This window comes from Type-C symbiont of Plautia stali (assembly GCF_059730935.1).
The window spans coordinates 389,771-410,460 of sequence record NZ_AP035923.1; the positions used below are offsets into that span (position 1 = coordinate 389,771).

20 protein-coding genes are annotated in these 20,690 nt (G+C 57.5%); 6 read left to right on the forward strand and 14 right to left on the reverse strand.

The features are described 5' to 3' along the window. Positions 1–2: 2 nt before the first annotated feature. The 14 genes from AC6I7J_RS01870 to msrP form a co-directional block, all read right to left on the reverse strand. Positions 3–1,103 (reverse strand): amino acid ABC transporter permease, encoded by a 1,101-nt coding sequence (locus AC6I7J_RS01870; RefSeq protein ID WP_058781108.1) that lies wholly within the window; start codon positions 1,101–1,103, stop codon positions 3–5. A 15-nt stretch (positions 1,104–1,118) separates the two neighbouring features. Next, positions 1,119–2,297, reverse strand: coding sequence for an amino acid ABC transporter permease (locus AC6I7J_RS01875; RefSeq protein WP_021508165.1), 1,179 nt, complete (start codon positions 2,295–2,297; stop codon positions 1,119–1,121). A 66-nt stretch (positions 2,298–2,363) separates the two neighbouring features. Then, complete coding sequence (locus tag AC6I7J_RS01880) at positions 2,364–3,389, reverse strand: amino acid ABC transporter substrate-binding protein (protein ID WP_058759887.1); 1,026 nt, start codon at positions 3,387–3,389, stop codon at positions 2,364–2,366. 536 nt (positions 3,390–3,925) lie between these two features. Next, a complete protein-coding gene (gene fis, locus AC6I7J_RS01885; protein WP_003855228.1) occupies positions 3,926–4,222 on the reverse strand; it encodes a DNA-binding transcriptional regulator Fis in 297 nt (98 codons plus the stop codon). A gap of 24 nt (positions 4,223–4,246) precedes the next feature. After that, on the reverse strand, positions 4,247–5,212 hold the full coding sequence (dusB, locus tag AC6I7J_RS01890) for a tRNA dihydrouridine synthase DusB (protein ID WP_040679767.1): 966 nt from the start codon (positions 5,210–5,212) through the stop codon (positions 4,247–4,249). Positions 5,213–5,520: 308 nt separating this feature from the next. Continuing rightward, positions 5,521–6,249 (reverse strand): carbonic anhydrase, encoded by a 729-nt coding sequence (locus AC6I7J_RS01895; protein WP_498007202.1) that lies wholly within the window; start codon positions 6,247–6,249, stop codon positions 5,521–5,523. Between the two features lie 195 nt (positions 6,250–6,444). Then, on the reverse strand, positions 6,445–7,326 hold the full coding sequence (prmA, locus tag AC6I7J_RS01900) for a 50S ribosomal protein L11 methyltransferase (RefSeq protein ID WP_498006616.1): 882 nt from the start codon (positions 7,324–7,326) through the stop codon (positions 6,445–6,447). Positions 7,327–7,338: 12 nt separating this feature from the next. Continuing rightward, complete coding sequence (gene panF / locus AC6I7J_RS01905; RefSeq protein WP_104093876.1) at positions 7,339–8,784, reverse strand: sodium/pantothenate symporter; 1,446 nt, start codon at positions 8,782–8,784, stop codon at positions 7,339–7,341. Further along, entirely contained in the window at positions 8,774–9,016 is a 243-nt protein-coding gene (locus AC6I7J_RS01910) for a YhdT family protein (RefSeq protein ID WP_166712188.1), read from the reverse strand. The genes panF and AC6I7J_RS01910 overlap by 11 nt, the downstream gene beginning before the upstream one ends. 71 nt (positions 9,017–9,087) lie before the next feature. Continuing rightward, entirely contained in the window at positions 9,088–10,437 is a 1,350-nt protein-coding gene (gene accC / locus AC6I7J_RS01915; RefSeq protein WP_088516096.1) for an acetyl-CoA carboxylase biotin carboxylase subunit, read from the reverse strand. An 11-nt stretch (positions 10,438–10,448) separates the two neighbouring features. Then, positions 10,449–10,916, reverse strand: coding sequence for an acetyl-CoA carboxylase biotin carboxyl carrier protein (gene accB / locus AC6I7J_RS01920; RefSeq protein ID WP_021508157.1), 468 nt, complete (start codon positions 10,914–10,916; stop codon positions 10,449–10,451). A 21-nt stretch (positions 10,917–10,937) separates the two neighbouring features. Beyond that, positions 10,938–11,390: a type II 3-dehydroquinate dehydratase gene (aroQ, locus tag AC6I7J_RS01925; RefSeq protein WP_021508156.1), complete on the reverse strand. Its 453-nt coding sequence runs from the start codon at positions 11,388–11,390 to the stop codon at positions 10,938–10,940. Positions 11,391–11,622: 232 nt separating this feature from the next. Next, positions 11,623–12,225, reverse strand: a complete 603-nt coding sequence (gene msrQ, locus AC6I7J_RS01930) for a protein-methionine-sulfoxide reductase heme-binding subunit MsrQ (RefSeq protein ID WP_021508155.1) — start codon at positions 12,223–12,225, stop codon at positions 11,623–11,625. After that, the gene (gene msrP / locus AC6I7J_RS01935) at positions 12,226–13,230 is read right to left on the reverse strand and encodes a protein-methionine-sulfoxide reductase catalytic subunit MsrP (protein WP_498006619.1); all 1,005 of its coding nucleotides are present in this window, start codon (positions 13,228–13,230) and stop codon (positions 12,226–12,228) included. A gap of 306 nt (positions 13,231–13,536) precedes the next feature. Between msrP and csrD the strand changes: the two genes are divergently transcribed. From csrD to rng, 6 genes are all read left to right on the forward strand, one after another. Beyond that, positions 13,537–15,483: an RNase E specificity factor CsrD gene (csrD, locus tag AC6I7J_RS01940; protein WP_058771469.1), complete on the forward strand. Its 1,947-nt coding sequence runs from the start codon at positions 13,537–13,539 to the stop codon at positions 15,481–15,483. A 311-nt stretch (positions 15,484–15,794) separates the two neighbouring features. Continuing rightward, entirely contained in the window at positions 15,795–16,838 is a 1,044-nt protein-coding gene (mreB, locus tag AC6I7J_RS01945) for a rod shape-determining protein MreB (protein WP_003855260.1), read from the forward strand. 268 nt (positions 16,839–17,106) lie between these two features. Then, positions 17,107–18,141 (forward strand): rod shape-determining protein MreC, encoded by a 1,035-nt coding sequence (gene mreC / locus AC6I7J_RS01950; protein WP_021508152.1) that lies wholly within the window; start codon positions 17,107–17,109, stop codon positions 18,139–18,141. Beyond that, positions 18,138–18,626, forward strand: coding sequence for a rod shape-determining protein MreD (gene mreD / locus AC6I7J_RS01955; protein ID WP_031279826.1), 489 nt, complete (start codon positions 18,138–18,140; stop codon positions 18,624–18,626). Before mreC ends, mreD begins: the two co-directional genes overlap by 4 nt. 8 nt (positions 18,627–18,634) lie before the next feature. After that, positions 18,635–19,228, forward strand: coding sequence for a Maf family protein (locus AC6I7J_RS01960; protein ID WP_498006621.1), 594 nt, complete (start codon positions 18,635–18,637; stop codon positions 19,226–19,228). Further along, positions 19,218–20,687 carry a ribonuclease G gene (gene rng, locus AC6I7J_RS01965; RefSeq protein ID WP_021508149.1) on the forward strand — a complete coding sequence of 490 codons (1,470 nt, stop codon included), beginning with the start codon at positions 19,218–19,220 and terminating at the stop codon, positions 20,685–20,687. The genes AC6I7J_RS01960 and rng overlap by 11 nt, the downstream gene beginning before the upstream one ends. The last annotated feature ends 3 nt before the right edge of the window (positions 20,688–20,690 follow it).

Here is a 20,690-nt window from a genome sequence, read left to right on the forward strand (position 1 = left end):
CCTCAGTGCGATTTACGCCCGGTGTGGAAGCGCTTCTCCAGATACTGGCTATAGCGCGACATGCTAAAACAGAAAATCCAGTAAACCAGTGCAGCGAAGACATAGCCTTCGGTCGACATACCCAGCCATGTAGGGTCGACGGTTGCCTGCTGCACGCTACTGAACAGATCGAACAGGCCGATGATGATCACCAGGCTGGTATCTTTAAACAGCGCGATGATGGTGTTCACCAGACCGGGAATGGTCAGCTTGAGCGCCTGCGGTAAAATCACCAGCGCCTGGGTTTTCCAGTAGCCGAGCGCCAGCGACTCTGCCGCTTCGTACTGGCCTTTAGGCAGGGCCTGCAGCCCGCCACGTACCACTTCGGCGACATACGCCGACTGGAACAGGATCACGCCAACCAGCGCACGCACCAGTTTGTCTATCGTGGTGCCTTCCGCCATAAACAGCGGCAGCATCACTGAAGACATGAACAGCACGGTAATCAGCGGTACGCCACGCCAGAACTCAATGAAAATCACTGACAGGGTGCGCACCACCGGCATTTTAGAGCGACGGCCCAGCGCCAGCAGAATGCCGAGCGGCAGCGCCCCGGCAATGCCGACAGATGCGATAATCAGCGTCAGCGTCAGGCCGCCCCACTGGCGCGTTTCCACTCGGTCCAGCCCGAAATAGCCGCCATACAGCAGCAGCCAGACGACGACCGGATAGAGCACCGCCCAGCAGGCGATATAGCGGCCGCGGCGCGGCATGGATTTGATAAACATCGGCACAATCGACAGCAGGCCAATCACCAGCGCCAGATTGATGCGCCAGCGCAGCTCATGCGGATAGAGCCCGTACATGAACTGGCCAAAGCGCGCGTGGATAAAGACCCAGCAGGCGCCCGCTTTCGTACAGTCCGCACGGGTTTCGCCAATCCAGTTAGCCTGGAAGATCAACCAGTTCAGCGCCGGCGGGATAACGCTCCAGATAATCCACAGGCTGAGTAACGTGAGCAGCGTATTCAGCCAGCTGGAGAACAGGTTTTTACGCGCCCAGAGCCAGGCTTTACCCAGCGGATTGCCCGACACCGGCGGCGTTTCGTGTGTGGTCACAGACATAATGGTTCCGTTCTCTTAACGCTCAACCAGCGCAATTTTGCGGTTATAGAGGTTCATCAGCAGCGAAATGAGCAGACTGATAATCAGATAAACCGCCATGGTGATGGCAATGGTTTCAATTGCCTGGCCGGTCTGATTCAGTACGGTGCCGGCAAACAGCGACACCATATCCGGATAGCCGATAGCGGCCGCCAGCGAGGAGTTTTTTACGATGTTAAGGTACTGGCTGGTGAGCGGCGGGATAATCACGCGCATCGCCTGCGGAATGATCACCTGACGCAGCGTAACCGGGTTGGGCAGCCCGAGCGAACGTGCCGCTTCGCTCTGACCATGCGGTACTGACTGAATCCCGGCGCGAATCACCTCAGCAATAAAGGAAGAGGTGTAGATCGACAGTGCCAGCGTCAGTGCTGCCAGTTCCGGAATCATGGCAAAGCCACCGCGGAAGTTGAAACCGCGCAGCTCGGGCACATCCCAGTGCGTGGCGGCACCAAACAGCGTATGGGCGATCAGCGGCAGCAGCACAATTAAACCGGCCGCAGCGGGCCAGGTGCGGCGCAGCTGACCGGTTTTCAGCTGATGCTTGCGGTTGAAGCGGAACAGCGCGGCGCTGGCGGCGATGGCAATCGCCAGCGCGATCAGGAATGGCCAGGTGCCGGGTGCATACTCTGGCCACGGTATATACAGACCGCGGTTGCTGACAAAAGCCAGATCGAACGCGTTCAGCGCCTGACGCGGGCCCGGCAGATTGCGCAGCACGGCAAAGTACCAGAAGAAGATTTGCAGCAGCGGCGGGATATTACGGAACGTCTCGATATAAATGGTCGACAGCTTGCGCAGCAGCCAGTTATCCGACAGGCGCGCCAGACCGATGGCGAAGCCGAGGATGGAGGCGAAGACAATACAGAGCGCGGAGACCAGCAGGGTGTTGGTTAACCCGACCATAAACACGCGCGCGTAGGTATCGCCTTCGCTGTAATCGATCAGATGCTGGACGATGCCGAAACCGGCATTGCGCTCAAGAAAGCCAAAGCCGGAGGTGATACCGCGATTGGCAAGGTTGATCACCGTGTTGTGGATCAGATAACCCACCACAGCAAACACCGCCACAATCGCGACAATCTGGTAAAGCCAGGCGCGAACCGTAGGATTACCGAACGAAAAATCCCTTTTCACGGTTGGGCGTTGCGACATGTTAAAACCTCAGTGAAGAATACGCGTGGGCACCGCAGGATGCGGTGCCCGACTGGCAGGAGACAATTAACGCACTGGTGGAGCGTACTGGATGCCGCCCTGGTTCCAGAGCGCATTCTGGCCGCGTGCAATTTTCAGCGCGCTGTCTTTACCAACGTTACGATCGAACACTTCCTGATAGTTGCCAACCTGCTTGATGATGTTGTACGCCCACTTGTTATCGAGCTTCAGGTCTTTACCGAAATCACCCTCTGCGCCCAGCAGGTGTGCCATATCTGGCGTGGTTGGCTTCGCCGCCATCTCATCAACGTTCTTTGAGCTGATGCCCATCTCTTCGGCATTCAGCATGGCGAACAGCGACCATTTCACGATGGTGAACCAGTCATCATCACCGCGACGCACGACCGGCCCCAGCGGCTCTTTTGAAATCACTTCTGGCAGTACGATAAAGTCATCCGGCTTGCCCAGCTTGATGCGCAGCGCATACAGCTGTGACTGGTCAGAAGAGAGGGTATCGCAGCGGCCGCTATCCAGCGCTTTGGCAGACTCATCAGAGCGGTCGAAGGTGACCGGCGTGTACTGCATTTTGTTAGCTTTAAAGTAGTCGGCCACGTTCAGCTCGGTATCGGTACCGGCCTGGATACACACGGTGGCACCATCCAGCTCTTTGGCACTTTTCAGACCGGCTTTCTTATGGGTCAGGAAGCCGATGCCGTCATAATAGTTTACGCCGGCGAACAGGAAGCCCATGCCGCCATCACGTGATGAGGTCCAGGTGGTGTTACGCGACAGGATATCCACCTCGCCTGACTGCAGCGCAGTGAAGCGTTCTTTAGCGGTCAGCGGGGTGTATTTTACTTTGCTGGCATCGCCGAAGACCGCAGCAGCAGCGGCGCGGCACACGTCAACATCGATACCGGTGAATTTGCCGCTGGCGTCAGCGTAGGAGAACCCTGGCAGACCATCGCTAATACCGCACTGTATAAACCCTTTCTTCTTAATGGCGTCCAGCGTGGTGCCTGCGTGCGCCTGCTGGGTCACGGCGAACAGCGAGGCGGCAGCAATCAGGGTGGAAAGCATCATCTTTTTCATAAAGCATCCTGTGTGGCGAGATCGTGTGTTGTTATGTTTGCGCGCACTTTACTGTGCGCTTATTTCTTTCTGTGGCGTTTAGCCATCCACGACACTGCAAAGCTGATGCCAGGTTTGCAGAATCCTGAATTCACTGGAAAGATCTTTTAATAAACGGACGTATCCGGAAAGTTGTCGCTACTATCGCGCACCAAAAGGCAGCATGACGAGTCGCCACGATCACAAATAGTGCAAAAAGTTTCACTATATGGAAGCAGTGTGAGCTAACGCTCATGAACAGGTGTACGGCAAAGTGGAATTACCGCTGAAGCGGTTCAGGATCACAAACAAAGCGGGCTGAGGGGCGATCAGAAGAATTTTTCTGCGCAAAAACAGGGCAGGGCAACGGCCCTGAGAGAGATGAGCTATCACGCCGGCGATTGCAACTATCGTTACCATTTTGACGATAATCGTTTCACGCGGTGTTAACAGGCGGGAAATACAAACAAAAACGCCAGCCCAAAGGCTGGCGTTATCGCAGCAAGGAACCAGAACGCTTAGTTCATGCCGTATTTTTTCAGCTTCTTACGCAGCGTACCGCGGTTGATGCCCATCATCAGGGCAGCGCGGGTCTGGTTGCCACGGGTATACTGCATCACCATGTCCAACAGAGGCTGCTCGACTTCAGCCAGTACCAGCTCATACAGGTCACTTACATCCTGACCGTTCAGTTGAGCAAAATAGTTCTTCAGTGCCTGTTTAACCGAATCACGCAGAGGCTTTTGCGTCACCTGATCCTGTGAGTTAACGGTAGAAACGGTCAGTACGTCAGAATTTACGCGTTGTTCGAACATAGTTCTTTCAGCTCTTTATTTCGTTTACGCAAGATTTTCGAAGTATGCCTCCAACGCCTCCAGCTGTTCGCTGGCATCCTCTATGGCGTTGAATGTGCGCCGAAACTGGTCGTCAGGGGCACTTTCCTGCAAATACCAGGAAACGTGTTTTCGGGCAATACGGTATCCCTTGCGCTGACCGTAAAAGTCGTGCAGCTCCCGTATGTGTCCAATCAGCATATGCTTCACTTCAGCCAGCGGCTTCGGTGCCAGCAGCTCCCCTGTGTCCAGATAATGCTGGATTTCCCGGAAGATCCACGGTCTTCCCTGAGCAGCGCGTCCCACCATCAGAGCATCGGCTCCGGTGTAGTCGAGCACTGCCCTGGCTTTGTGCGGGTCAGTAATGTCACCATTCGCGATAATCGGAATAGCGACGCTCTGCTTAACTGTCCGAATGCTGTCGTATTCAGCTTGCCCTTCAAACAAACAGGCGCGCGTGCGGCCATGAATGGTCAGGGCCTGAATACCACAGCGTTCAGCCAATTGGGCAATCTCTACACAATTACGATTTTCTTTGTCCCAGCCGGTGCGAATCTTCAGCGTAACCGGTACATCGACTGCGTTCACCACCGCACGGAGGATTGACTCCACCAGCTGCGGATGCTGCAGCAGCGCTGAACCTGCCATCTTACGATTCACTTTTTTAGCCGGGCAGCCCATGTTGATGTCGATAACCTGTGCACCGGACGCAACATTAATGCGCGCGGCGGCGGCCATCTCATCGGGATCGCAACCCGCAATTTGCACGGCGCGAATACCGGGCTCGTCACTATGCACCATACGCAAACGCGATTTGTCACTGGCCCAGACTTCCGGGTTCGATGACAGCATCTCGGAGACAGTCATACCGGCGCCGTTGTCATAACACAGGGTGCGAAATGGCTTGTCGGATACTCCGGCCATAGGCGCAGCGATGAGTCGATTACGTAGCTGGTGATGTCCAATGCGCATGAAAAAGAAGTGACCCTAACTGTTCGCAAGGCGGCGTATATTACGCATTTTTTCCGGAAGATGAAAGGCCAAACTTTGAACAATTCGCCGTTTAAGATCAGGGAAATGGGGCTTAGCAGCGGGGTATTCATCATTACTTGTTTAAATTCAGTGCATTACAAAAATACGCTGAAATTGTGAGCAAAAGTTTTTCCAAAAATATGCGCTGAATCACAACATAAAAACCGCCACTTCCGCGAATCGGCAAGAGAAATGGCGGTGATTTGATTGAAAAGTGAACGGTTTATTTACGTTTAGTGAGTATTTCGTTACTCAACCACCAGCCGGCCATTGAGCGGCTGCACCGGGCGGCTGTTACCGTGTTCACCCAGCACCGCGCTAAAGGCCTGCAGCTGCTGTGTGGAAGCCGTTACCGGTTGCTTCATCACCAGCCAGCGCACGCCTTCACTGCACGGTGGCGTGGTGAGTGAACCGCTGAAGCGGTAGTAACGGCGATCGGTCGGCAGTAGTGGCGTAATATCGACATCCTGCTGCAGCGTGGCCGGCTGATTGACCTGCGCCGGCAGCGTATCCAGCAGCGTCGTCAGTACCGGATTTGCCGCACCGGCTTCGAACATCACCCCGATGACCGCCAGCTGCTGCTGCTCGTCACTGAATACAAAGTGGCCCTCAAGCGGATAGCGTTTGCCGTCGATCAGGTTTTCGCTCGGGGTATGGAAGTGGAACTGCTTCAGTGTGAAGGTCTCGCCGTCCAGCGTCAGCGTATCACCCTGCTGCAGGTTGATCTGCACGGTGTGGCCGTTGTTGACAATGGCGGCCTGGCGCGCCTGCAGTTCCAGCGTCAGCGCCGGCAGACTGGCATGCAGCACCTGGCGAATATCAATCGGCGACTGATTCACGCCCTGCTTGCAGACGTGAAAATCAGGGGACAGGTCCCCCCACTGCTGTGGCTGAGCATAATCCCAGGCGGCAGCCTGAACGTGAGCAAAAGGCGCTGCTGCCAGCAGCAGAGCGATCAGTGTGTGTTTGCTTTTCATCATCATTTATTCACTAAGCGATATATCAATGTTATGTGCCGCGCACGGCACGGTTAACAGGGATAGCGCTATCGCCTGGTGCAGCAGTCTACTGATTTCAATGTAAAGAAACGGCAGGAAAACGGGGCTGGCGGGGATTTGAGACAGGTCTCAGACGGGGGAAATCGGGCCAGCAGCCGCTGGCCCATTTGTCGGTTAGCGGCGCACGCCAGTGATGCGACACCACTCCTCTTTTTCCGCCACGGCGTCCAGCGCAAAGCGCTCCGCATAGGCTTCACACACGCTTTCCGCCTGGCTGGCCAGCACGCCGGACAGACCGAGATGGCCGCCGGCTTTCGGCAGCACGCTAATCAGCGGCGCCAGTTCGCGCAGCGGACCGGCGAGGATATTGGCGACCACCACATCCGCCTGCAGGTTTTCCGGCTGCTGGTGCGGCAGATACAGCGACAGGCGGTCGGCCACGCCGTTGCGCTCCGCGTTATCGCGGCTGGCCTGGATCGCCTGCGGATCGATATCAATGCCGATCGCCTGGGCAGCACCGAGTTTCAGCGCGGCAATGGCCAGAATGCCGGAGCCACAGCCGAAATCGATCACCGTTTTGCCCTGCAGATCGAGACCATCCAGCCAGCTCAGACACAGCGACGTGGTGGGATGGGTGCCGGTACCAAAGGCCAGACCGGGATCAAGCATCACGTTGACCGCATCCGGATCCGGCACGTCGCGCCAGCTTGGGCAGATCCACAGGCGTTCACCGAAACGCATCGGATGGAAGTTATCCATCCATTCGCGCTCCCAGTCTTTATCCTCGATCTGTTCGATCTTATGGCGGAAACCCGATCCCAGCAGCGGATGCTGGCTCAGTTCAGCCACCACATCGTCCATGGCGGTTTCCGCGTCGAACAGGCCAGTCACATCGGTATCGCCCCACAGGCGGGTTTCACCGGGCAGCGGCTCATACACCGGGTTGTCGTGCGTGTCCTGAAAGGTGACCGACACCGCACCGACATCCATCAGCGCGTCGCTGAGGGTTTCGGCGTGCTCGCCGGTGCTGTTAATTTTGATTTGAATCCATGGCATAGCGTTTCTCTTTTATTCCAGGGCAGCATCGCGAGCGTCAGGCGCGCTGCCGAACAGATTACCCACCAGGAAGGCCAGCAGGCTTAATGTCAACGATGGCACGATAGGGTGAAAGCCCCACAGTTCGATTTTCAGGCTGGCAAGCAGCGTATAGCATCCGGCTCCCACCACCATGCCACTGATGGCGCCCGCCGCATTGGCGCGCTCCCAGTACAGTCCCAGCACCAGCGGCCACAGAAAGACCGCTTCAAGGCCACCGAACGCCAGCAGGTTGAGCCAGATAATCATATCTGGCGGATTCCAGGCCGCCAGCAGCAGCAGCAGGCCGAGCACAAAGGTGATGGTGCCGGAGAGCAGCCGCAAACGCGCCTCGTTCTCGCTGTGCTGCGGCGCAATGCGCAGGTAAAGATCTTTGATCAGGGTAGCGGACGATTGCAGCAGCTGCGCGTTAATCGTCGACATGATCGCCGCCATTGGCGCCGCGAGGAACACGCCAGCCGCCATCGGTGGCAGCACGGTGATCATCAGCGTCGGGATCACGCGATCCGGAATCGCCAGATCCGGCAGTACCGCGCGGCCTAGTGCGCCGGCCAGATGCATGCCGAGCATCAGTATCACCACCACGATAGTGCCGAGGATGATACCGCGATGCATCGCTTTGCTGTCTTTGTAGGAGATGCAGCGCACGGCGGTATGCGGCAGCCCAATCACGCCAAAGCACACCAGCACGGCAAACGAACTGAGGAAGGTCGGATTGATGACGTTGCCGACGCCTTCCGGTGACACCAGCTGCGGATCGATGCTGCGCAGTTTGGTGACCGCCGTTGCCAGACCGCCCGCCTGGTGGATGACGGCAAACAGCAGCAGGAAGGTGCCAATCAGCATCACCAGCCCTTGCATGGCATCGTTAAGCACGCTGGCGCGAAAGCCGCCAAACGCGGTATACAGCGCGATGGTGCCGCCAAAAATCAACAGCCCGGTATCATAAGGAATACCGGCGGCCGTCTCCAGCAGGCGCGCGCCGCCGATGAACTGTACCGTCATGGCACCAATAAACGCCACCAGCAGGCTGATACTGGCCAGCCAGATGAGCAGCGGGCTGCGGTAGCGGCCGTACAGCATGTCATTGAGCGTCACCGCGTTGTAGCGTCGCGCCAGAATCGCGAATTTTTTGCCCAGCACGCCGAGCGACAGCCAGACCGCCGGCACCTGAATCATCGCCAGCAGTACCCAGCCCAGCCCGTATTTATACGCCGCGCCCGGCCCGCCAATAAATGAGCTGGCGCTGATGTAAGTGGTGGTGATGGTCATCGCCAGCACAAAACCGCCCATCGAGCGACTGCCGAGGAAATACTCACTCAGGAAGTTGCCGTGGCGCTGTTTGCGCATGGCAAACACCGACAGCCCGGCAATCAGCACCAGATAGGCCAGCAGTGGCAGAATGATTTCAGTTTCCATCGTGGTCCTCCAGAGACATATCGCGGAACACCACGCGCACCATCAGCCAGCACAGGCCAATGAACAGCACGGGCGCGAACACGCAGGAGAGTTCAAACCAGCGCGGTAAACCGGTGAAACCGCTTTGTGTGCCGCCGAGCCACGCGGACACGCCCCAGACGGCGAGGTACGCCAGCGTCAGGTACAGCGACCAGCGCGCCTCTTTGTTAGCTTGCAAAAAACGCCCATCCATCATGCAACCTCAAAGGCAACAAAAATGAAAAAGGCCGGTTTAACCGGCCTCTGCATTGCTCTGCGCTGCGCTTACTTCTCGTGCAGGCCGAGTTTTTTCTCCAGATAGTGGATGTTAGTACCACCCTGCTGGAAGTTTTCGTCGGTCATGATGCGCATCTGCAGCTCGACGTTAGTCTTGATGCCGTCGATGATCAGTTCCGCCAGCGCATTTTTCATGCGCGCGATAGCCACGTCACGGTTTTCGCCGTAGGTGATCAGTTTACCAATCATTGAGTCGTAGTACGGCGGCACGCTGTAGCCGGCATAGATGTGCGATTCCCAGCGCACGCCAAAACCGCCTGGCGCGTGGAAACGGGTGATCTTGCCCGGGCTCGGCAGGAAGGTGTTTGGGTCTTCGGCGTTGATACGGCACTCGACCGCATGACCGCGCACCACCACATCTTCCTGTTTGATTGACAGCGGCTGACCGGCAGCAATACGCAGCTGCTCTTTGATCAGGTCGACGCCAGTGATCATCTCGGTGACCGGATGTTCCACCTGAATACGGGTGTTCATCTCGATGAAGTAGAACTCACCGTTTTCATACAGGAACTCGAAGGTACCGGCACCGCGATAACCGATCTCCACGCAGGCGTTAGAGCAGCGCTCGCCGATGTAACGACGCAGTTCCGGCGTGATGCCCGGTGCTGGCGCTTCTTCGACCACTTTCTGGTGGCGACGCTGCATGGAGCAGTCACGTTCGGCCAGATAGATGGCGTTGCCCTGACCGTCGGCCAGAACCTGAATCTCGATGTGGCGTGGATTCTCGAGGAATTTCTCCATGTACACCATGTCGTTGTTGAAAGCCGCTTTGGCTTCCGCTTTCGTCATGTTGATGGACTGCTCAAGATCCTTGTCGCTGCGCACAACGCGCATACCACGACCGCCGCCGCCGCCAGAGGCTTTGATGATCACCGGATAGCCGATGCGCTTAGCGATGGCACGGTTTTTCTCCATGTCGTCGGTCAGCGAACCGTCAGAGCCTGGTACGGTCGGTACGCCGGCTTTTTTCATCGCGTTGATCGCTGACACTTTGTCGCCCATCAGGCGAATGGTGTCGGCTTTCGGACCGATGAAGATAAAGCCAGAGCGCTCAACCTGCTCGGCGAAATCGGCGTTCTCAGAGAGGAAGCCGTAGCCCGGGTGGATCGCAACCGCGCCGGTGATTTCGGCTGCGGAGATCAGCGCCGGGATATTAAGATAACTTTTGACCGACTGCGCCGGGCCGATGCAGACGGTTTCGTCCGCCAGCAGCACGTGCTTCAGATCGCGGTCTGCCGTGGAGTGTACCGCCACAGTCTTGATGCCCAGTTCTTTACAGGCACGCAGAATGCGCAGCGCAATCTCACCACGGTTAGCAATGACAATTTTATCCAGCATGCTTCGCCTCGTTATTCGATGACGACCAGCGGCTCGTCGAATTCAACCGGCTGGCCGCTTTCCACCAGGATCGCCTTCACAACGCCGGATTTATCGGCTTCGATCTGGTTCATCATTTTCATCGCTTCAACGATGCACAGGGTGTCGCCAGCGTTCACTTTCTGACCCACTTCCACAAACGCTTTGGCGTCCGGGCTTGGGGTGCGATAGAAGGTACCGACCATCGGCGAACGCACGATGTGGCCGCTGACTTCAGGTTTAGCCGCTTCTGCAGCGACAGGCGCAGCAGCAGGTGCAACCGCAGCAGCCAGCGCAGGCTGTGGAGTCGGAACAGCATAAGCCTGCTGCATCATAGGGTAACCGACATTGGCAGGTGAACGGCTGATGCGAACCGACTCTTCGCCTTCAGAGATTTCCAGCTCAGCGATGCCGGACTCTTCAACCAGTTCGATCAGTTTCTTAATTTTACGAATATCCATGAGTGTGGTTCCGTACTCTGTTTAATTGGAATGTGACAGGCGTTTTACGGCCGTTTGTAAAGCCCACGAGTAGCCGTCGGCGCCCAGTCCACAGATGACGCCGGCAGATACATCGGAAAGATAGGAGTGATGTCGGAACGGTTCGCGTGCATGCACATTTGAGAGATGCACCTCAATAAAAGGAATGCTAACCGCCAACAGCGCATCGCGCAGGGCAACGCTGGTGTGCGTAAACGCAGCCGGGTTGATGATGATGTAATCGACGTTGCCGCGGGCTTCGTGAATACGATCGATCAGCTGGTATTCCGCATTCGATTGCAAATGACTCAATTTCACATGGTGCTGGTCGGCCTGTTGCGTCAGATCGCTGACAATCTGCGCCAGCGTAGTGTGACCATACTTGTCAGGCTCGCGCGTTCCCAACAGGTTCAGGTTGGGTCCGTTTAACAGCAGTATGTGAAATTTATGCGCCATCTTGCGGCTATCTCCTGCAATCAGTGAGGCATCGCGTAAAATACCGCGACATCCTTCATTTGTCACTCTTCAGAGTGAAAAAGAAGACTTCGCTTGCAATAAAGCCGGGCATTATATCCGTTTCGAGGCAATTCGCAGCAAAATACTGGTCTTATCTGCGAAGTTGATCCGGCGAGGCCCGAAGGCCACACCTTTTAACAGATCTCGCAGCAGGAAAACAACCTTGCGGGGATTATCGGCGCAGAAGTTTACGCAACTTATTGTAACGCCAGCCTAACAGCGCCAGCGCCAGTAGTGCATAAATCCACGGCTGCGGTGACAGCACTTTTACTGACCAAAGATAGTGGACAGGCGCGAGGATCGCGACCAGATAGATGCCGTTGTGCAGCGTTTGCCAGCGGCGTCCCAGTTTGCGCTGGGCGCGCTGAAAAGAGGTGATGGCGAGAGCAAACAGAATAATCCAGCTGATCATGCCCAGTAACAAATAGGGGCGCGAGACAATCTCACTGCCGAGTAATCGCAGATGATCGTAACCCAGTTCCAGCAGATAGTAGCTGGTGAGATGCAGACAGGCCCAGGCAAAGCACCACAGGCCGAGCAGCCGGCGGGTACGAATCAGCAGCGGCTGCTTCAGATAACGCGTCAGCGGGCTCACCAGCAGCGTCGCCAGCAGCAGCTTCAGCGCCATGCGGCCGGTAAAATGCTGGATATCTTTCGCCGGATCGGCGCTCAGCCAGCCCTGATTTGCCGCCAGAAACAGGTACACCAGCGGCAGAAACGCCGCCAGATGGAGCACCACTTTCAGCAGCGTAACGTGGCGTAATGTCAGGCGCACTCAGTAGTTCTCCCGTAAATCGAGACCACGATACAGCGAGGCCACCTCTTTAGCATAACCGTTGAACAGCAGCGTCGGCTGGCGTTCCACCTTGAGAATGCCGCCCGCACCGATAAAGCGCTCAGTCGCCTGCGACCAGCGCGGGTGGTTGACGTGCGGATTCACGTTAGCGTAGAAGCCATACTCGTTGGCGGCGATCTGGCTCCAGGTGGTAGGCGGACGATCGTGCGTCAGGGTAATTTTGACGATCGACTTAATCCCTTTGAAGCCATATTTCCACGGCACCGTCAGGCGAATCGGCGCGCCGTTTTGCGGCGGCAGCGCTTTGCCGTAAACGCCGGTGCTGAGCAGCGTCAGCGGATGCATCGCTTCGTCCAGCCGCAAGCCTTCAACATAGGGATAATCCAGCCCGCCGCCGATAAAGCGGTCCTTTTGTCCTGGCATCTGATCGGGCGCGTATAACGTCTGGAAGGCGACATAGCGGGCATTGCTGGTGGGTTCAGCCAGCTTCAGCAGCTTGTTGAGTTCAAAGCCTACCCAGGGAATCACCATCGACCAGGCTTCAACGCAGCGCATGCGATAGATACGCTGCTCCATGGCGAAACGTTTGAAGATGTCGTCCATATCCAGCGTCATCGGCTTCGCCACTTCACCCTCAATGCGCAATTGCCACGGGTCGGTTTTCAGCGTGCCGGCATTGGCGGCGGGATCGGCTTTGTCGAGACCAAATTCGTAGAAGTTGTTGTAGCCAGCGACTTTATCAAACGGCGTCAGCGGCAGGTCCGCCTGCCACTGGGCCGGTTTACTGAACTGCAGATCGCGTCCGGCAGGCGCCGGCGGCCTGTCATTGCCCTTAAACCAGCTCAGCACATCGGCCTGTGCGCCGCCGGGCAGACTGGCCGCGGCAGCGCCAAGCCCCAGCGCTTTCAGCATCTGGCGGCGGCGCAGATTAAAAATGCTTTCCGGCGTAACATCGGCTTCGGTAAGGATGTGCGTGCGCTTCATGGCGTTCTCCGGCAAATCGATTAACTGCAGCTAGCATGATCAAACGCTGCCCGGCGCGCCACTTTCGCTGGCAAAATGTGAAATTTCCTGGCCGGTGCGTTCTGTTGAGAATAGGACGAAAAAGCCGCCCCGGAAGCCAGCGCTTCACACTTTGACGTTATACTCGCGCCGCAGGGTGGCGAAACCCGGCGCCGGGCGGGCGCTGATTTGGATCGGTAATTGTGATAATTTGCTCAGGTTTGCACCAGCGCGGCTGGCGCGAACCGTTGGCTGGCGTTCATAAACCGCAGTGATACAGGCACAGGGATGCGATTAACAACCAAGTTTTCTGCGTTTATTACCTTATTAAGCTTACTGGCGATGTTACTGATGCTGGTAGGCTGCGCTTTTAGTTTTATCTGGCTGTCGCAGCAGCGCGTAGAGAACCGTGTGCAGACGCTGGCGACAGAAGTCGATAAAGCGCTGGCCAGCCAGTCACCGCAGGAACTGACGCAGTGGCTGACGCGCCTGATGCCCGTCATCAATGCCGAACAGCTGGAACTGCATCACGATGATACCGTGCTGTTCCGCCTCGCGCGCCATGAAAATCCGATGCTGGAAGACGAGCCCAACCGTTTCATTCAACTGGATATGCCGCTGGTGCACGCGCCGGGCATGGCGCTGCGCGTGGTGGTGCTTGATCCCGCCAAAACCTGGTTCCGCTCGTTCACCGGTGCCTACACGCTGATTATCCTGCTGACGGTGGTGGCGATCATGTCGGCGCTGCTGGTGATGACGCACCGCTGGCTTAACCGCCGCTGGCAGCATATGGAGCGGCTGGAGGCGCGCGCGGAGCGCATTCTGGCTGGCGAGCGCGCGCCACGCAGCGATACCATCGCCGAATGGCCGCCGAAAGCCAGCCGCGCTATCGATCTGCTGCTGGGGGATTTACAGGAAGCCGGCGAGCAGCGTCTGCGTATCGACACCTTAATCCGCACTTTTGCCGCGCAGGATTCGCGTACCGGCCTGAATAATCGCCTGTTTTTCGATAACCAACTGGCCACGTTGCTGGAAGACCAGGAAGACGTTGGCACGCACGGTGTGGTGATGATGGTGCGGCTGCCGGACCTCGACACCCTGCATGAAACCCTCGGACCGACGCTGGTCGATGAATACCTGTTCGACCTGGTGAACATGCTCTCCACCTTCGTGCTGCGCTATCCGGGTGCGCTGCTGGCGCGCTATTTCCGCAGCGACTTTGCCGTACTGCTGCCGCACCGCACTTTGAAAGAGGCCAACAGCATTGCCGACCAGCTGATCAACGCGGTGGATTCACTGCCGCCGATGCGCATGGTGGATCGTGATGACCTAATCCACATTGGCATCAGCGCCTGGCGCAGCGGCGAGTCGGTGTCGCAGGTGATGGAGAACGTCGAACTGGCCACGCGTCGGGCGGCACTGCAGGGCGGGAACAACTGGTCGGTGGGCGAGGGCAATACGCTGGAGATGGGGCGCGGCAGCGTGCGCTGGCGCACCCTGCTGGAAAACACCGTGAACCGCGGCGGCCCGCGTCTGTACCAGAAACCGGCGGTGCTGCTGGACGGCAAAGTGCATCACCGTGAAATGCTGGCGCGCGTGTTCGACGGCGATAAAGAGGTGGTGTCGGCAGAATTCATGCCGCTGGTGTTGCAGCTTGGCATGGCCGACAGCTGGGATCGCCAGCTGGTCATGCGTATTGCGGCGCTGTCGGAGGTCTGGCCGGATGAAACGCTGGCGCTGCCGGTGAATATCGATTCGCTGCTGCAACGGCCGTTCCAGCGCTGGCTGCAAAAATTGCTGCTGCAGTGCAGTAAATCGCAAAGAAAACGATTTTTATTTGAACTTGCTGAGGCGGATGTTTGTCAACACATCAATCGTTTAGTGCCGGTTTTCCGTATGCTGACCGCGTTTGGCTGTCGGATTGCGGTAGATCAGGCCGGATTAACGGTGGTGAGTAGCGCTTACATCAAGCAGTTCCCGATTGAGCTGATCAAGCTCGATCCGGGCCTGATTCGCAACATTGAGCGCCGTACAGAAAATCAGCTGTTCGTGCAAAGTTTGCTGGAAGTGTGTAAATCCACGCCCACCAAAGTCTTTGCCGCCGGTGTACGCACGCGCGCGGAGTGGCAAACGCTGGCCGGGCTGGGCGTCGCGGGCGGCCAGGGCGACTTTTTTGCTCCTTCGCTGCCGGTGAACAGTAACGTGAAGAAACACTCGCAACGTTACCGGATTTAGCGCGTCAGCCACAGATACGGCAGCAGGCGGCTATTTTTCGCCTTTATGCCGTGCGCAGCCGGCGCGATCGGCGGCGGGAAATGTTAGATTTTATGTCGGAATTCACCCGCGACCGGCGGGTGAATTTGCGTTTAGAGCGGCAGCTTAGCGCCGTTTAACGCCGGTGTCGGACGGCAGCACCGCCGCGAAAAATTATTCAGCCTGGTTTTTCACCGAAGCAGAACGTTTTTGCGCCTTGTAGCGGCTTCGCGTGGTTGGTAAAGTAGGCGGATTTTATTTTCCGCCCCCAGCTTGCAGGATTATCCCTTAGTATGTTTAAAAAATTTCGTGGCATGTTTTCCAATGACTTGTCCATTGACCTGGGTACCGCGAATACCCTGATTTACGTAAAAGGACAAGGCATCGTGCTGAACGAGCCTTCTGTGGTTGCCATTCGTCAGGATCGCGCCGGCTCCCCAAAGAGCGTAGCGGCTGTTGGTCATGATGCAAAGCAGATGCTTGGCCGTACGCCGGGTAACATCGCAGCTATCCGTCCGATGAAAGATGGCGTTATCGCCGACTTCTTCGTGACTGAAAAAATGCTCCAGCACTTCATCAAGCAAGTGCACAGCAACAGCTTTATGCGCCCCAGCCCACGCGTGCTGGTGTGCGTGCCGGTCGGTGCGACCCAGGTTGAGCGCCGTGCCATCCGCGAATCGGCGCAGGGCGCCGGTGCCCGTGAAGTGTTCCTGATTGAAGAACCCATGGCCGCGGCAATCGGCGCGGGTCTGCCAGTGTCAGAAGCGACCGGCTCGATGGTGGTGGATATCGGTGGCGGTACGACCGAAGTCGCGGTTATCTCCCTGAACGGCGTGGTTTACTCTTCTTCTGTGCGTATTGGTGGCGATCGCTTTGATGAAGCTATCATTAACTACGTGCGCCGTAATTACGGCTCGCTGATTGGTGAAGCCACCGCTGAGCGTATCAAGCATGAGATCGGTTCTGCTTATCCGGGTGACGAAGTGCGCGAGATCGAAGTGCGCGGCCGTAACCTGGCTGAGGGCGTGCCGCGTGGCTTTACGCTGAACTCGAATGAAATCCTGGAAGCGCTGCAGGAGCCACTGACCGGTATCGTCAGTGCCGTGATGGTCGCGCTGGAGCAGTGCCCGCCGGAGCTGGCGTCTGACATCTCCGAGCGCGGTATGGTGCTGACCGGTGGCGGTGCGCTGCTGCGTAACCTGGATCGTCTGCTGATGGAAGAGACCGGTATTCCGGTGGTAGTCGCAGAAGATCCGCTGACCTGCGTAGCGCGCGGCGGCGGTAAAGCACTGGAAATGATCGACATGCATGGCGGCGATTTGTTCAGCGAGGAGTAATTCCTCTCCGGCTGAGACCGTGGTCAAATTGCGCAGGGAATAGCGACGATACCCAAAATCAGCACAACGGCAGGACGATGGCCATCGCATGCCGCACGGCAGCCTCAGCAGCAGGCACCGGGCAGCAGCGGCACAACGTCGTCACTGCGGTTTGCAGGATGCGGGGTAACTGGCGACGCTGCGCACGACGGCGTATAGCGTCCAGCCCTGGAGGCGTGAGTGCTGACACTCACGCTTCTTCCCTGATGTCGAGGAATTCGCAGAATTTATGAAGCCGATTTTTAGCAGGGGACCTTCCCTGCAGTTGCGCCTGTTTCTGGCCGTGATTGTGGCTATCGCGATTATTGTCGCCGATAGCCGGATCAGCACGTTCTCCCAGATCCGCAACTACCTGGACACGTCGGTCAGTCCATTTTACTTCCTGGCCAACGGGCCACGACAGCTTCTTGACGGCGTTTCCGAAACGCTGGCCTCGCGCCAGCAGCTGGAGCTGGAAAACAAAGCGCTGCGCCGTGAGCTCTTCCTGAAAAACAGTGACCTGCTGATGCTGGGGCAATACAAGCAGGAAAACGCGCGTCTGCGCGAGCTGCTCGGCTCGCCGCTGCGTCAGGATGAGCACAAAATGGTGACCCAGGTGATCTCCACCGGCACCGATCCTTACACCGATCAGGTGATCATCGATAAAGGCAGCGTCAACGGCGTGTATGAAGGCCAGCCGGTGATCAGCGATAAAGGCGTGGTCGGCCAGGTGGTGGCGGTAGGGCAGATGACCAGCCGCGTGCTGCTGATTTGCGATGCCTCGCACGCCCTGCCGATTCAGGTGCTGCGTAACGATATTCGCGTCATCGCCGCCGGTAACGGCTGCAGCGAAGATCTGCAACTGGAGCATCTGCCGGGCAATACGGATATTCGCGTCGGTGATGTGCTGGTGACGTCGGGCCTGGGCGGACGCTTCCCGGAAGGGTATCCGGTCGGCGTGGTGTCGTCAGTGAAAGTGGATACGCAGCGTGCTTATACCGTGATTCAGGCGCGTCCGACCGCCGGTCTGCAGCGTCTGCGCTACCTGCTACTGCTGTGGGGTGCGGATAAGAACGGCGACATGCCGATGGCACCGGACGAAGTGCATCGCGTGGCCAACGAACGCCTGATGCAGATGATGCCGCAGGTGCTGCCGCCCGCGGGCGAAATGGGGCCGCCGGCACCCGCCATGATGCAGCAAAATCAGCAGATGGGGCCGCCACAGCCCGCCGCCAGCAGCCGTTCGCAGGGTAATCCGGCGAACTCGCGCGGAGGCCAGCCTTGAGTCGATATCGCAGCCAGGGGCGTTGGGTGATCTGGCTGTCCTTCCTTGTTGCGCTTATCCTGCAAATCATGCCGTGGCCGGATCAGATTTACATGTTCCGGCCATCGTGGCTATTGCTGATCCTGATCTACTGGGTGCTGGCGCTGCCGCACCGGGTCAATGTGGGTACCGGCTTTTTCCTCGGCGCTATTATGGATCTGGTCGCCGGCTCAACGCTGGGCGTGCGTGCGCTGGCGTTCAGCATTATCGCCTATCTGGTGGCCTTTAAATTTCAGCTATTCCGCAATCTGGCGTTGTGGCAGCAGGCATTAATGGTTATGGTGCTGTCGCTGGCGGTTGATGTGATTGTTTTCTGGGCAGAATTTCTGGTCATCAACGTCTCCTTCCGCCCGGAAATCTTCTGGAGTAGCGTGGTCGACGGTATCCTGTGGCCCTGGCTATTCTTACTGATGAGAAAGATTCGCCGTCAGTTTGCTGTGCAATAAGGAATACAATGATAACCCTCTACCTGGCTTCCGGCTCACCGCGTCGGCGCGAGCTGTTAACGCAGCTTGGCCTGCAGTTTGAGCGCCTGATTACCGATGTTGAAGAGCAGCGTCAGCCGGGCGAAGCGGCGGAGTCTTATGTGCGGCGTCTGGCCAGCGATAAGGCGCGGGCCGGCGTGCGGATAGTACCGCAGGATCTGCCGGTGCTGGGCGCTGACACCATCGTGGTGCTGAATGGCGAAGTGCTGGAGAAACCGCGCGATGCGGCGCATGCCGCGCAGATGCTGGGTAAACTGGCCGGGCAAACCCATCAGGTCATGACGGCCGTGGCGCTGGCCGATGCGCAGGGCGAGCTGGATTGCCTGGTGACCACAGACGTGACATTCCGCACTATCACGGCAGAGGAAATTTCGCACTATATCGCCAGCGGCGAGCCGATGGATAAAGCCGGCGCGTACGGAATTCAGGGCCTGGGCGGCAACTTTGTGCGCCGCATCAATGGAAGTTATCACGCCGTAGTGGGATTGCCGCTGGTGGAAACCAGCGAACTGCTGAGCCATTTTCAGTCGCTGCGTGCGTTAAGGGGACAAGATGACGGCTGAACTGCTGGTAAATGTGACACCTTCTGAAACCCGTGTTGCCTATATTGACGGCGGCATTCTGCAGGAAATCCATATTGAGCGCGAAGCGCGGCGCGGTATTGTCGGCAATATCTACAAAGGGCGCGTCAGCCGGGTACTGCCGGGCATGCAGGCGGCATTTGTCGATATCGGGATGGACAAAGCGGCCTTTCTGCACGCCTCGGACATCATGCCGCACACCGAATGCGTGGCGGGTGATGAGAAGAAGAACTTTATCGTGCGCGATATCGCCGAGCTGGTGCGTCAGGGACAGGATTTAATGGTGCAGGTGGTGAAAGATCCGCTCGGCACCAAAGGTGCCCGTCTCACCACCGATATTACGCTGCCGTCGCGCTACCTGGTCTTTATGCCGGGGGCTTCGCACGTGGGCGTCTCACAGCGCATTGAAAGCGAAGCCGAACGTGAGCGGCTGAAAGCGGTGGTTGCCGCTTACTGTGACGATCTCGGCGGCTTTATTATTCGTACCGCCGCAGAAGGCATTGGCGCAGAAGAGCTGGCGCAGGACGCGGCATTTTTAAAGCGCCTGTGGACCAAAGTCAGCGAGCGTAAAAAGCGCAACCAGACGCGCTGCCTGCTGTACGGCGAGCTGGCGCTGGCGCAGCGCGTGCTGCGCGATTTCGCCGGCGCAGCGCTGGATCGCATCCGCGTCGATTCGCGCCTGACCTGCGATCTGCTGGTGGAATTTACCAGTGAATATATTCCGGAGATGGCCAGCAAGCTGGAGCTGTACAACGGCAAGCAGCCGATTTTCGATCTCTATGATGTGGAAAACGAGATTCAGCGCTCGCTGGAGCGCAAGGTGGAACTGAAATCTGGCGGTTACCTGATTATCGACCAGACCGAAGCGATGACCACGGTGGACATTAACACCGGTGCGTTTGTCGGCCACCGCAACCTCGACGAAACCATTTTTAATACTAATATCGAAGCCACGCAGGCGATTGCGCGCCAGCTGCGGCTGCGTAATCTCGGCGGCATTATCATCATCGACTTTATCGACATGAATAATGACGATCATCGCCGGCGCGTGCTGCACTCGCTGGAGAGCGCGCTGAGCAAAGATCGCGTCAAGACCAGCATCAACGGCTTCTCCGCGCTGGGGCTGGTCGAGATGACGCGCAAACGCACGCGCGAAAGCATTGAGCATGTGCTGTGTGCCGATTGCCCGGTGTGCCAGGGACGCGGTTCGCTGAAGACGGTGGAGACCGTGTGCTATGAAATCATGCGTGAAATCGTCCGCGTCCATCACGCTTACGACTCCGACAGCTTCCTGGTGTACGTGTCGCCCGCAGTGGGTGAAGCGCTGAAAAGCGATGAGTCGCACGCGCTGGCCGAAGTGGAAATTTTTGTCGGCAAGCAGGTCAAAGTACAGGTTGAACCGCTCTACACGCAGGAGCAGTTTGACGTCGTCATGATGTAAGTC